This is a genomic window from Acinetobacter corruptisaponis, from assembly GCF_030053775.1.
GTDB lineage: Bacteria > Pseudomonadota > Gammaproteobacteria > Pseudomonadales > Moraxellaceae > Acinetobacter > Acinetobacter corruptisaponis.
The window spans coordinates 841001-853285 of record NZ_CP125669.1 but is presented as its reverse complement, the minus strand read 5'-3'; the positions used below and the strand labels follow the sequence as shown (position 1 = coordinate 853285).

Genomic DNA, 12285 nt, shown 5'->3' with positions numbered 1-12285 from the left:
AATGAGCACCATAGAAACTCAACTAGAAAATGAACCGACGTGGCAATGGACAAGTTTAAGCCCTTATCTCAGGCAAACGGGAGCCTGGATTGCACGTCTTGTGTTGGCGCTGGTTTTACCTGCGGTTGTCCTGGCTGTTTGGCAGCATGCGTTCCAGAAACAGTGGTTGCCTGAGCAGATTCTGCCTAGCCCAGCACTGGTTTGGCAAACCACACGGGAACTGATTGATACCCATGAGTTGCAGGATAACTTATTGATCAGTTTAAAGCGTGTCGGATGGAGTGTGTTGGTAGGTGGCAGCATTGGCCTGCTACTGGGTTTTGTCATTGGTCTGTCCCGTGTGGCGCATAAATTTATTTATCCCACCTTTAACCTCATTGCCCAGTTCCCTGTGATTGGCTGGATTCCATTGCTCATGATCTTTTTGGGCATTGATGAGGGTTTAAAGATTGCCGCAATCTCACTTGCCGTTTTTGTTCCTGTGTTGGTGGCAACCTACCGAAGCGTGCTGAGTGTGCCAGCACATTTACTTGAAGTCTCCCGTGTCTATGCCTTTAGTCCTTGGCAGACTTTTAGACGGGTGATTTTACCCTCAGCCTTGCCGAATATTGTCAGTGGGCTGCGTCAGGGCATTATGCAGGCGTGGCTATCACTGGTTTTTGCCGAACTTCTGGCAAGTAGCGAGGGCATTGGCTACCTGATTGTTTGGGGCCGTCAGTTGATTCAACCCGATATTATTTTCATGGCGGTGATTGTGATTGGCATCGTGGGTTTTGTGCTGGACCACATTCTAGGCTGGGTTGAGCGTTTCTTTAGCCAATGGCAACGCAGTGCATTCTAGGGGAGCAGAATATGTCTATTACTACAGATTTTAACAACCAAATTAAAAAATTTGAGCTGAGTCATGTGCAGTTTTATGGCTTGGTATTGCCGATTGGCTTCATTGTTTTATGGACGCTGGCCTCGAAATTTAACTGGGTCAATCCAAAGTTGATTCCAGCGCCGATTGAAGTGGTCAAAATAGCAATTCAACAATTTAAACAGCAAGAGTTCTGGCAAGGTCTAGGTGCAAGCCTATTCCGTGACCTGACTGGATTTGTGATTGGCAGTGTTCTTGCCATTATTTTCGGGATTGTGGTGGGCGTGTCACGCTGGGCGAATTATTTATTTTTGCCAAGCTTTAATGTGCTGCGTCAAATCTCCTTATTTGCATGGTTGCCGTTGATTACCACCTTTTTAGACTATGGCAACAGCGCAAAAATCCTGTTTATCGTGCTCTCGGTGTTTTACCCAGTGGCACTGCATACCATTGATGGGGTACGCCGTATTCCATTGAATCAATATGAAGTCGCAAAAGTCTATCAATTTAATGCCTGGCAAACCTTGAGCAAGTTGATTCTGCCTGCAGCAGCACCGCAAATCTTCTTAGGTTTACAACTTGGGCTGATTTTTGCCTGGGTTGCCACCATTGGTGCAGAGTTCCTATTAGCTAACTATGGCGTTGGATTAGGCAATATCGTGATTCGTGGCAGAGCAGCTTTAGATGTCGGGTTAATTGTATTTGGCTTAATCGTGATTGGTTTTATTGGTGTGACTTGGAATTATGTCGCTAACTTGGCTGAACGTCGCATTTTAGTTTGGCGACGTTGAGGATGATATAAAGATGAAAAAATTACAAAATTTCTGGCAGCCTTTTCGCCGTCATTTTAAACAGACAGCTCAGTTGGGTTTATTCGGTCTGATCACGGTTACCTTATTGGCATGTAGTAAAAACCCAGAAACTCAATCCAATGCAGTGCATGAATTACGTTATCAGTCATTAACAGGTGTGGTGTCTTTACCCGAACTTGCCGAGGATTTGGGTTATTTAGGCGACTTGAAACTTAAATATGTCGGTAGCGTTCAGGGTGGTCCACAGGATTTACAGGCGTTGAGCACAGGCGATGTCGATGTTGCCACCGCTTTTGATGGTGCCATCATTAAGCTGGCTGCCGCAGGTATTAAGATCAAGGCTGTTGTGGCCTCGTATGGCAGTGATGATAAAAGCTGGGTCGGATATTACGTTCAGGACAATAGCCCAATTCGTTCAGCGCGTGATCTGATTGGTAAAAAGGTTGCGGTGAATACCTTGGGCGCACATTACGAGTTTGTGCTCAAAGATTATCTGGCACGTCAGGGCCTGAGCGATGATGAAATCAAGCAGGTTGAGTTTGTTGTGTTGCCACCCGCCAATACCGAACAGGCGTTGCGTGCAGGCCAGATTGATGCCGCCGCTCTGGTGTCTATCTTTCAGGATAAGGCTTTGGAACGTGGCGGTTTAAGAAAATTGGTTTCAGATACAGATTTATATGGCAGCTTCACTGCTGGAAGCTATGTCTTTACTGAAAAATTTATTCAGCAGCATCCCGAAGTGGTGAAGCAGTATGTGACTGGTGTTGCCAAAGCCATCGAGTGGACCAAACAAACCCCACGTGACGAAATCGTGGCACGTTTTAAAAGCATTATTGAAAAAAGAAAACGTAATGAAAGTGATGCACTCATGCAGTACTGGCATAGCTATGGCGTCGTCAGTCAGGGTGGTTTATTAAGTGCAGCACAATATCAACGCTGGATCGATTTGTTTGTAAAGCAAGGTCAGTTCAAGCCAAACCAGATCAATGCTGACAGCTTATTTACCAATCAATTCAATCCTTATGCAAATGAAAATCATGCAGCAACAAATCAGCAAAACTGAAAGGAAGATTCGAATGACGACTAAATTAAAAATTGAAAATGTATATAAATCCTTTGCAGCAAAAAAAATCAAGGGTGCAAAAATTCAGGCTGAAGATTTCGTTGCAGTTGAAAATTTATCTCTGGATGTCAAAGCGGGTGAGTTTGTGGCAATCGTTGGGCCAAGTGGTTGCGGTAAATCGACCTTGCTGGATTTACTGGCAGGCTTGACCACACCGACTTCAGGACAAATTACCATTGATGGGCAGCCAATTAAAAAGCCAGGTTTGGATCGCGGTATTGTCTTTCAACAATACGCCTTATTTCCTTGGCTCACTGCACTGGAAAATATTGAGTTTGGTCTGGATGCCAAAGGTGTAGGCAAAGATGAACGCTATCAAACAGCTCGATATTTTCTAAATTTGGTCGGGTTGTCTGAATTTGAACATCATTATCCGAATGAACTTTCAGGTGGGATGAAGCAACGTGTGGCGATTGCCAGAAGTCTGGCTTATGACCCCGATATTCTACTGATGGATGAACCTTTTGCCGCTTTGGACGCACAGACCCGTGAAACGCTACAGGCTGAACTGGTCAAGATTTGGCAGCAGACACAGAAGACCATCATCTTTATTACCCACAGTATTGATGAGGCGATTTATCTGGGACAGCGCATTGCCATTATGACCTCACGCCCAGGCCGAATTAAGCAGGTGATTGAAGTTCCTGCCGAGTTAAGAAGCGACCAGGAGGATGTGCGTTCCAGCCCTGAGTTTAGCCAGCTACGCCACCAGATCTGGAGCCTGTTGCGTGAAGAAGTGCTGAAAGCGCAGGAGCAGGAAAAACAAAAGCAGTTGGTTGCTTAAACACACAATCATCAATATTAGAAAGAATCAGAGGTCATTATGTCGAGTTCAAAAGATACCCTAACATTTCCAAAAACAATCCAGCCCAGTGCTGTTCATTCCACGCAAAAGGTGAGTTCTTTTTGGACTGATCTCAATTTAAACTGGCTTTCCAGCAGCTTTAAACATTCGGCTGCCATTTTATTGTTTATCGCCATTTGGGAAATTGCGCCGCGTATTGGTTTGGTCGATCCAGCATTTTTGCCACCATTTTCCACGGTATTGGTGAGTGGCTGGAACCTGATTCAAAATGGTCAGTTGCTGACGCACCTACAAGCCAGTCTGGTTCGTTCTTTTAGTGGTTTTATTCTATCAATACTCATTGCAATTCCTCTGGGCTTGGCCATTGGCTGGTATAGCCGTTTTTCAGAATTTTTAAGTCCTTTATTGGAAGTGTTCCGCAACACTGCTGCCTTGGCTTTATTACCTGTATTTATTCTATTTTTGGGAATTGGTGAAAGTTCCAAAATTGCGTTGGTAACCTATGCCTGCACATGGCCAATCTTGCTGAATACCATCAGTGGTGTACGCAATGTCGATCCATTATTGATTAAATCGGCACGGACCATGGGACTCAGCCCAATTCAGTTATTCCGTAAAGTCATTTTACCCGCAGCGATTCCTACGATTTTTGTTGGGGTGCGTTTGGCTGGTTCATTTTCAGTGTTGATGCTGATTGCGGCTGAAATGGTCGGTGCAAAAGCAGGGCTGGGTTATCTGATCAACTATGCGCAGTATAACTTCCAGATTCCAGAAATGTTCTTTGGCATCATCAGCATTACGACAGTTGGTTTGCTGTTTAACTACAGTCTTTTGTTTATCGAAAAACGTTTAACTGCCTGGAAAACTGAACGATAGTCAGGAGTATATCTCGATGCAAAAGCCTTACTGGAACAAACATTTATTTCACTGGAGCAGCATCATTGCCATGTCGGTTGTTTTGCTGGGATGTACCAAGCCAGAGTCAAAACAGTTGACATCAGATGGACTGGAATCTTTGGAGTTTAAATATCTGGGTTCACCAGGGATCGTCACGCCGTTGGAGCTGGCGGAGGATTTGGGTTATCTCGCCCCAATCAAGCTGAATTATCAGGGCGTATCTACAGGTGGTCCGCAAGGTATCCAGTCCGCCCTGTCAGGTGATAGTGATATTAGCAGTCCAAGTTTTGCAGGATCAGCCGTCAAGATGGTGGCGAGTGGTGTGCCAGGAACAGTGGTCATCGCGGCCTATGGCACATTTGATGATCCATTTGCGGGTTACTATGTATTGGAAAATAGCCCGATTCATTCCGCCCGCGACTTAATTGGCAAGAAAGTGGGTACCAATATTTTAGGGGCACAGGTTGAATATATGCTGAAAACCTACCTGAAAAAAGGAGGACTGACACCCGAAGAAATCAATCAGGTCACACTGGTGGTATTGCCACCTGGTTCTTCAGAGCAGGCATTGCGCAATAAGCATGTTGATCTGGCTCCCTTGACAGGCCCGTCAATAGAACGTGGTGGGGTTCGTCGTCTTTATCGGGACTATGACTTGGTTGGAGACCTGACCACAGGAACTTATGTCATGGCCGATCGCTATATTGCAGAACATCCAAACACCACCCGCAAAGTAGTGACAGGCATTGCCAAAGCCATTGAATGGTCTAGACAAAGCAGTCGGGATGAAGTGATCGCACGCTTTGAACATATTTTGGAAAAACGTAAACGTCCAGAAAATAATGCCATGTTAAAATACTGGACCAATTGGGGAATACCAAGTGAAGGTGGGAAATTTGAACAGCATGACTTTAAAATATGGGTGGATAATCTGATTGCTGAGGGGCAGTTAAAACCAAACCAGATTGATTATAAAAAGATATATAGCAATCAACATAATGAATATAGCCTGAATTAAAACTGATTTTTAGTTTAATTAACTGCTGTTTGTTTCTATTTTAATAAATGGAAATAACAAAGGTGAATTATTGATTTCTATTTAAACCCATAGTCATGCAAGATAACTCCTCATTCAGCAAAATAGGGGAGTAAATGCATGTCATTCATTACTTATCCACAAAGTCATACCTTGACTCGTACTGAACGTGCCACAGCAATGGTTTTTGAAGATCAAAAATCAAGGGAATTGCTAGACCGCATTGGACAAATTGCGCCAAGTGAGGCGAGTGTCCTGATTATTGGAAACACGGGAACAGGCAAAGAACTGGTCGCGCGTCAGGTGCATATGATGAGTCAGCGTGCTCAAGGTCCTTTTGTGGCGGTAAATTGTGGCGCATTTACAGAATCACTGGCTGAAAGCGAACTGTTTGGACATGAAAAAGGGGCATTTACAGGTGCAATCAACAGTAAGGCGGGCTGGTTTGAAGCTGCCAATCATGGCACCTTGTTTCTGGATGAGGTTGGCGACCTGTCTCCAGCCATGCAGGTCAAGCTGTTACGGGTGTTACAGGAACGTGAAATTGTACGGGTCGGTTCGTTAAAACCCATTAAACTCAATGTCCGCGTGATCGCGGCGACCAATGTTCATCTGGATGAGGCGGTACAGGCAGGCAAGTTTAGGGAAGACCTATTTTACCGCTTAAATGTGGCATTGCTCAAGGTGGCACCTTTGGCGGAACGTCCAGGGGACATTTTACCTCTCGCCAATTTCTTCATTGCCCAATACTGCAAACGTCTGGGTTATCCATTGGCAAGCCTAAGCCCAAGTGCGGTACAGAAACTATTGACCTATGGCTATCCAGGCAATATCCGTGAGCTGGAAAATGCGATTCACCATGCCTTGCTGGTGTGCAAGAACCACCAGATTCAGCCCACCGACTTTTGTTTTGCTTCTCTATCCAGTAGCCTGAATTTACGGCAAATTTCAGATTTGGAGAAAAGCACCCAGACCATTCCACGGACAGATTTACTGCCCAAACAAATGTTGCAGCATGCTTTACTCAATCTCTTTGAATCGTCACATGCCTTGAAAAATGAAAATCTGGATCGCCTGATTGAGGAAGCCACCATTCGGATTGCCTATGAATACTGCCATCGTAATCAGGTGCAAACCGCAAAACTTTTGGGGATTAGCCGTAATATTGTACGGGCGAGACTGGTGAAATATGGATTGGTGGGAAATGATAAAGTCGTGAATATCATGCTGGAAGAGTTATTGAATTAATGCTTATAAATAGTGAGGTGACATACAGTCACCTTTTTATTTACCCCAATTTTTTTTGCTTAAAAATATATAATCATTGATAGAAAATAAATATAGTTTTTTAATCAAAAAATATCGAAAAATAATAGTTCAAAATATTTTCTCATTGCCTAATATGACAAGACTAGATTGAATAAACAAATGCTAAGTGGTGAAATATGAGTATTCCTCAAATTAATGTACGTAATCAGTTTCGTGGTGTGGTCAAGGAAATTATCGAGGGTAGTGTGGTTTCTGAAGTGGATGTGGAAACACCCGCAGGTGTTTTTACTTCGGTGATTACCACACGCTCAGTAAAAAACCTGAATCTTGAATTGGGTAGTGAAGTGATTGTATTAATCAAGTCAACAGAAGTTGCTTTGGCAAAACTATAGAAAATATAGGTACTAAATATAATAGGGAGATTCCTTGTTATATTTAGGCTTTCTGTATCTGGGGGCTAAAAATGACATCAATAAATGTCGGATCAGTAAAAATTAATCACCTCAATAAATCTTATGGTCATCATCAGGGACATGAGTTAAAGGTTCTGGATGATATCTCTTTGGATATCAAGGTGGGTGAATTTGTCAGTATTGTTGGGAGCAGTGGCTGTGGAAAATCCACCTTACTGCGCCTGCTGGTTGGATTGGACAGCCAGTTTGAAGGCAAGATTCTGGTGGATGGACAGCCGATTGAGGGGACCAGTCTGGAACGTGGTATTGTGTTTCAGGACCACCGATTATTTCCTTGGTTAAATGTTCAGGACAATATTCGCGTTGCTTTATTGAATAGTAAATTGTCTATAGAAGAACAGAATCAACTCATTGATGAACACATTGAGCTGGTGGGATTAAGCAAGTTCAAGGAGGCTTATCCAGAACAGCTTTCAGGGGGGATGAGCCAACGTGTCGCCATTGCCAGAAGCCTGATCAACCGACCGAAAATCCTGCTGCTGGATGAACCGTTTGGCGCGCTGGATGCACTAACGCGTGCCAACCTGCAAAAGGAGCTACAACGGATTTGGCAAACTGAAAAAATCACCATGATTATCGTGACCCATGATGTTGAGGAAGCAGTTTTCTTGGGTGATCGTGTGGTGGTGATGCAACCGAATCCAGGACGTATCAAGCGAATCGTGCCTGTCAGTTTGGCTCATCCGCGTGTACGTGAAGATGTTCGTCTTGCGGCCATTCGCAATGATATTCTGACTGATTTTAGTCATAATGTTGAAGATCATTTACTGGTTGCACCGACCAAAGATTTTAATCAATTTCAGTTTGCCTGGTAATACTAGGCAAACTTTTTATAATCATAAAAAAGACTAAATTAACCCGAATCTTGTTTAAGCCGATATTTCCATAATACGAATCATCGGCTTGTTTTGATGACATATTTGATAAGCACATAAAGATGCATAAATACCAGCTAAATAGCCTGCAACACTTCTCGCTCTAGTCGTCACTAGATTGTACGCCCCCTTCAGCAAACTGAATAAAGTTTCTATTTTATTGCGTTGTTTCAGATGGTATTCATCTGCTTTTGATAACTGTATAGATTTCATGTTCTTTCGGTGATAGGTAATTAAATCAATATCTTGTACTCTTAATTTACTCTTTAATTCATGACTAATATAGCCACGATCAGCATACAATTTAGCAGTCATTCCTTTGACTAACTGTTCAACCATTTTTATATCTGCTGTATGCCCATTTGATAAAGCTGTGCTGAGTATTTCACCTGACTGATTCATAAGTACATGCAACTTACAACCAAAGAACCAACCCATAGAACTTTTACCACGAGTTGCAATTGCTGCTAGCGATTTATGTCTTTTTATTCGCTGATTTTTACAGACAGCCAATGTCGTTGAATCGATCCATAAATAAGAACTTTGCTGATCTTTCATCAGGGCGAAATGTAAGGCATGTAAAGCCAGTTGATGAGTATTGATCAGGTAAATCATACGTTGGTAACAAGGCAGGCTTTTGAATAAATGAAGATAGTTATGTCTCAGTGCCGTAAAGAATGCTTTAAAGTTATTGAAATGTGAATGTTTATACCAAATTGCAATAAAGACAATTTCAGAAATACTGAGCTGTGCAGGGCGAATTCTTAGGCATTTAAGATTTTGCTTTAAGAATTTCCAGTAAACTGATTCAAATTTTAGAAAGAAATCATCAATTATACAGAATAATTGGGTACTATCGAACATAAGGACTAGAGTCGTAAGTTTTGTGTGGTAACTAACTGATGGCTCTAGTCCTTCTCTTTTTCAAGTCTATGGCTTATCCGTGATTCAGGTTAAATTAATAAAAAAATATTGGTTCTTAAATTGCATAAATTAAATATATTTTAAAGTATCACTTAAATGGTGGCCTAACCTTAATTAATTAAAATTAAGTTTTTTAATAAAATGAGTTGACTGGAAAATAAAATGACTGCACTTACACAACTTTCAGCGGCAATTGAAAATGCACCACGCTGGCATGAATATCACAAGCATACTTTAGATACTGTACAGATTACTCCCATCAATGGTGCCTTGGGTGCGATTGTGACAGGACTGGACGCAGGCAAGCCGCAGAGTGCCGAAGTCATTCTTAAGCTAAAAAAGGCGTTGCATGAGCATTTGATTTTGGTGTTTAAGGCACAGCAACTGGAGGACAATGACCTGCTTGCATTTGCCAGTTATTTTGGTGGGATTTTCCGTCCACCGATTGATGTACCTGTTTTGGCGACACGCAATGATACCAACGCACCGCCTGACATTGTGCCTGTCTCCAATGCGGTGGGTGAGGGCGATTATACAGGGCATGGCGAACTAACCCCGCATAGCGACCATCACTGGACCCCACAGCCATCCAGTGGCTCTTTGCTGTATGCTATTGAGTTACCCAAAGATGGTGGTGCAACCAGTTGGTACAACACGGTACAGGCCTATGAAGATCTGGATCAGGCAGCCAAGGATGAAATCGAGGGTCTGCAACTGATTACCTATAACCCATTCTTGCGTTTAAAGGACAAAAGTCCAATTCCGAAATACCGTTTTTCAGATCAACCGATTTTAGGTGCGGCGTTTCCACACCCATTGGTGCGTACCCATTCTGAAAGTGGTAGACGCGGTATTTATCTGGATGCGCAGACTGAAGTGGAGGTGGTTGGCTATGACGACCAGAAAGGTTCAGCCCTGATTGAACGTTTAAGGGCGCATATCGTGCAGCCAAAATATCGTTATGAACATCAGTGGGAAATTGGCGATATTGTCTATTGGGACAACCAGTTGACGTTACACTCCCGTACCGCCTTTCCTGCCGAACAACGCCGTTTGCTGAAACGTGTCAGTCTGGCAGGGTCAAGACCATTTTAAATGTGTTGAAGCCAGTGAAAGCTGGCTTCTAGCTTTCTGCCTTAGCCAATTCTGCATCAATGTAGCTGATAATCATGGTACTTAGCCCCCTGACCATCTCATCAAAGCTGATCTGTGGATTGGGTAGGATTAGGTGACGTGCCACATTAAAGATACTGCTGTTAATACTGATATAGGCGGTAACGCTGAGGTTGTTGACCTTTAAGTATTTTGGATGGCGCATCATATATTTCATCAGCACTTCCATCAGCGCCATTTCAATCTGTCCAATGTAGCGCTCGTACTTGAGCTCAGTGGCATATTGGAGACAGATCAGGTAACGGTCATTGTCACGGGTCAGCAAGTCACGGAACGTATAGAAAATCATTTCAAACAGAGGTTCCAACTCCATTTCCACAATGATCGGGGTCAGCTCTTTCACCATATCCAATACTTCCTTGACAAAGGACTTGGCCATGGCATCGTAGATTTCTTCTTTATTTTTAAAATATTCGTATAAGGAACCCACGCTCACACCTGCAATATCAGCAATATGGCGGGTGGTGGTGCCACTGGTGCCATTGCTGGCGACAGCAATAAAACCAGCTTCAATAATGGTGTCTACAGTAACTTTGGATCGGGTTTGACGGGGTTTACGGGTAGCCATGACAGGTTATTTAAAAAATCCGAACATAATGTCAGATTAACATGGGGCAGCATCCTATAAAAGTCTTATGCCTGTAATCCGAACAAATAAAATTACACTGTTTTTAATATCCAGTTTTAAACTGTAATAAATGTAACCAAAAAATCGTCTATCAGAATTACTCTATTTTAATTAATATTGTTTAAATTAAATTATATAATTGATTTTAATTATTTAATTTTATATTTATGAATAAGTGAAATTATTGTAAAGTAGAGTAAATACACTAATTTTTGGACTCAATATTTTCTTTAAATTGGCTGAATTTACCCGAATTGAATCCGAACATAAGATCGGTTTACATTGGTTGCAGTGGTAAATTAGGTTCAAAAATATCTCCCGAATATTTTTTCGTAACTTCAAAGATAGTTTTAGAGATACGAAAAGTGATGAACCTGATTCAGAGAAAGAATGTAAAAGGGCAAATGACGCTCAAGTGAAGTAGGTAGGTGTAGCCATGATTAGCAGCACATTAAAAAAAGGTTTAAGTCTGTTTAAATCTAACCCAATAACTGAGCAAATTGATTTTGCAAGTAAAAAAAGTATTCCAATCCGCCACTTGGCAATCGGGTTTGAAGGCAAGCAAGTTGATCTTTCATTTTATATGAACAATCAGTTCGCCACCATTTTCTTCGCCACACTTTCAGTATTCTTGACCTATGGTGAAGATCTGGTGATTGAAACTGCACGTCATCACCGTGACCTGCTCAAAGACCCAATCCTGAAACAGCGCGTGACTTCATTGATCGGTCAGGAAGCGATTCATTCAAAACTGCACAATGAATTTAACGATGCAATTATTGAACTTGGTTATCCTGTGAAATTGTACCGTTTTCTGGGTGAAACATTCTTTGAATTAATTTTCCTCAAGTTTCCACAACCATTAAAACTCTCATTAATGGCAGGGATCGAGCATTTTACCGCTGTGCTGGCGGAATACATGATGGAACATGAACAGAACTTCTATTTTTCTGAGGATGCCAAGACACGTGCGTTGTGGATGTGGCATATGCTGGAAGAATCTGAGCATAAAGATGTGGCTTATGACGTTTACCAAACATTGAATGGTAACTATGCATTGCGTATTGCTGGTTTCTTCCTTGCGTATTTTACCATTCTAGGTCTTATTCCAATGACCACAACATGGGTGCCTTTACTGCGTAAACCACAGGAAATGTTGACTCCTAAATTCTGGAAAGATGCGGCACGTGGCGTGAAACTGGTATTCAGTCCAAAAGATGGTGTGTTTGGTAGTACACAGGGACGAATCTTTGATTATCTACGTCCTGACTTCCACCCGAATGACCACGATGCTTCTTCTTATTTTGAATATTATGAGAAGAAACTCCTGTCAGAGGGCGGTGCGTTACATCCATTCTTTGTAAAAGAATTTACACCTAAGGTTCAGAAAGTTGCCTAGATTTTTAAGGCT

13 protein-coding genes are annotated in these 12285 nt (G+C 42.3%); 11 read left to right on the top strand and 2 right to left on the bottom strand.

Going from position 1 to position 12285, the window contains the following annotated elements:
- Nucleotide 1 precedes the first annotated feature (1 nt).
- The 9 genes from QLH32_RS04205 (at nt 2) to QLH32_RS04165 (ending at nt 8089) form a co-directional block, all read left to right on the top strand.
- Nucleotides 2-841: an ABC transporter permease gene (locus tag QLH32_RS04205; protein WP_283268266.1), complete on the top strand. Its 840-nt coding sequence runs from the start codon at nt 2-4 to the stop codon at nt 839-841.
- 11 nt (nt 842-852) lie between these two features.
- Complete coding sequence (locus QLH32_RS04200) at nt 853-1650, top strand: ABC transporter permease (protein ID WP_283268264.1); 798 nt, start codon at nt 853-855, stop codon at nt 1648-1650.
- A gap of 13 nt (nt 1651-1663) precedes the next feature.
- Complete coding sequence (locus tag QLH32_RS04195) at nt 1664-2734, top strand: ABC transporter substrate-binding protein (RefSeq protein ID WP_283268262.1); 1071 nt, start codon at nt 1664-1666, stop codon at nt 2732-2734.
- Between the two features lie 13 nt (nt 2735-2747).
- Nucleotides 2748-3578, top strand: a complete 831-nt coding sequence (locus QLH32_RS04190) for an ABC transporter ATP-binding protein (RefSeq protein WP_283268260.1) — start codon at nt 2748-2750, stop codon at nt 3576-3578.
- A 39-nt stretch (nt 3579-3617) separates the two neighbouring features.
- Nucleotides 3618-4475 (top strand): ABC transporter permease, encoded by an 858-nt coding sequence (locus tag QLH32_RS04185; protein ID WP_267979873.1) that lies wholly within the window; start codon nt 3618-3620, stop codon nt 4473-4475.
- 16 nt (nt 4476-4491) lie between these two features.
- Nucleotides 4492-5514 (top strand): ABC transporter substrate-binding protein, encoded by a 1023-nt coding sequence (locus QLH32_RS04180; RefSeq protein ID WP_283268259.1) that lies wholly within the window; start codon nt 4492-4494, stop codon nt 5512-5514.
- A 138-nt stretch (nt 5515-5652) separates the two neighbouring features.
- On the top strand, nt 5653-6780 hold the full coding sequence (locus tag QLH32_RS04175; protein ID WP_267979871.1) for a sigma-54 interaction domain-containing protein: 1128 nt from the start codon (nt 5653-5655) through the stop codon (nt 6778-6780).
- A 197-nt stretch (nt 6781-6977) separates the two neighbouring features.
- Nucleotides 6978-7193, top strand: a complete 216-nt coding sequence (locus tag QLH32_RS04170; protein WP_004654121.1) for a TOBE domain-containing protein — start codon at nt 6978-6980, stop codon at nt 7191-7193.
- A 71-nt stretch (nt 7194-7264) separates the two neighbouring features.
- Complete coding sequence (locus tag QLH32_RS04165) at nt 7265-8089, top strand: ABC transporter ATP-binding protein (protein WP_283268257.1); 825 nt, start codon at nt 7265-7267, stop codon at nt 8087-8089.
- Between the two features lie 54 nt (nt 8090-8143).
- On the opposite strand, the gene QLH32_RS04160 is transcribed toward QLH32_RS04165, so the two are convergent.
- Complete coding sequence (locus QLH32_RS04160; RefSeq protein WP_283266581.1) at nt 8144-9013, bottom strand: IS982 family transposase; 870 nt, start codon at nt 9011-9013, stop codon at nt 8144-8146.
- Between the two features lie 222 nt (nt 9014-9235).
- Here QLH32_RS04160 and QLH32_RS04155 point away from each other — a divergent pair, with 222 nt between their 5' ends.
- Nucleotides 9236-10168, top strand: coding sequence for a TauD/TfdA dioxygenase family protein (locus QLH32_RS04155; RefSeq protein WP_283268255.1), 933 nt, complete (start codon nt 9236-9238; stop codon nt 10166-10168).
- Between the two features lie 28 nt (nt 10169-10196).
- On the opposite strand, the gene QLH32_RS04150 is transcribed toward QLH32_RS04155, so the two are convergent.
- Nucleotides 10197-10814, bottom strand: coding sequence for a TetR/AcrR family transcriptional regulator (locus QLH32_RS04150; protein ID WP_283268253.1), 618 nt, complete (start codon nt 10812-10814; stop codon nt 10197-10199).
- A gap of 496 nt (nt 10815-11310) precedes the next feature.
- On the opposite strand from QLH32_RS04150, the gene QLH32_RS04145 reads away from it, so the two are divergent.
- Nucleotides 11311-12273 carry a metal-dependent hydrolase gene (locus QLH32_RS04145; RefSeq protein WP_283268252.1) on the top strand — a complete coding sequence of 321 codons (963 nt, stop codon included), beginning with the start codon at nt 11311-11313 and terminating at the stop codon, nt 12271-12273.
- The last annotated feature ends 12 nt before the right edge of the window (nt 12274-12285 follow it).

Bases quoted from the DNA above. Each gene is read 5' to 3' on its own strand.
- QLH32_RS04205 (WP_283268266.1), top strand. From the start codon at position 2: ATGAGCACCATAGAAACTCAACTAGAAAATGAACCGACGTGGCAATGG.
- QLH32_RS04200 (WP_283268264.1), top strand. From the start codon at position 853: ATGTCTATTACTACAGATTTTAACAACCAAATTAAAAAATTTGAGCTG.
- QLH32_RS04195 (WP_283268262.1), top strand. From the start codon at position 1,664: ATGAAAAAATTACAAAATTTCTGGCAGCCTTTTCGCCGTCATTTTAAA.
- QLH32_RS04190 (WP_283268260.1), top strand. From the start codon at position 2,748: ATGACGACTAAATTAAAAATTGAAAATGTATATAAATCCTTTGCAGCA.
- QLH32_RS04185 (WP_267979873.1), top strand. From the start codon at position 3,618: ATGTCGAGTTCAAAAGATACCCTAACATTTCCAAAAACAATCCAGCCC.
- QLH32_RS04180 (WP_283268259.1), top strand. From the start codon at position 4,492: ATGCAAAAGCCTTACTGGAACAAACATTTATTTCACTGGAGCAGCATC.
- QLH32_RS04175 (WP_267979871.1), top strand. From the start codon at position 5,653: ATGTCATTCATTACTTATCCACAAAGTCATACCTTGACTCGTACTGAA.
- QLH32_RS04170 (WP_004654121.1), top strand. From the start codon at position 6,978: ATGAGTATTCCTCAAATTAATGTACGTAATCAGTTTCGTGGTGTGGTC.
- QLH32_RS04165 (WP_283268257.1), top strand. From the start codon at position 7,265: ATGACATCAATAAATGTCGGATCAGTAAAAATTAATCACCTCAATAAA.
- QLH32_RS04160 (WP_283266581.1), bottom strand. From the start codon at position 9,013: ATGTTCGATAGTACCCAATTATTCTGTATAATTGATGATTTCTTTCTA.
- QLH32_RS04155 (WP_283268255.1), top strand. From the start codon at position 9,236: ATGACTGCACTTACACAACTTTCAGCGGCAATTGAAAATGCACCACGC.
- QLH32_RS04150 (WP_283268253.1), bottom strand. From the start codon at position 10,814: ATGGCTACCCGTAAACCCCGTCAAACCCGATCCAAAGTTACTGTAGAC.
- QLH32_RS04145 (WP_283268252.1), top strand. From the start codon at position 11,311: ATGATTAGCAGCACATTAAAAAAAGGTTTAAGTCTGTTTAAATCTAAC.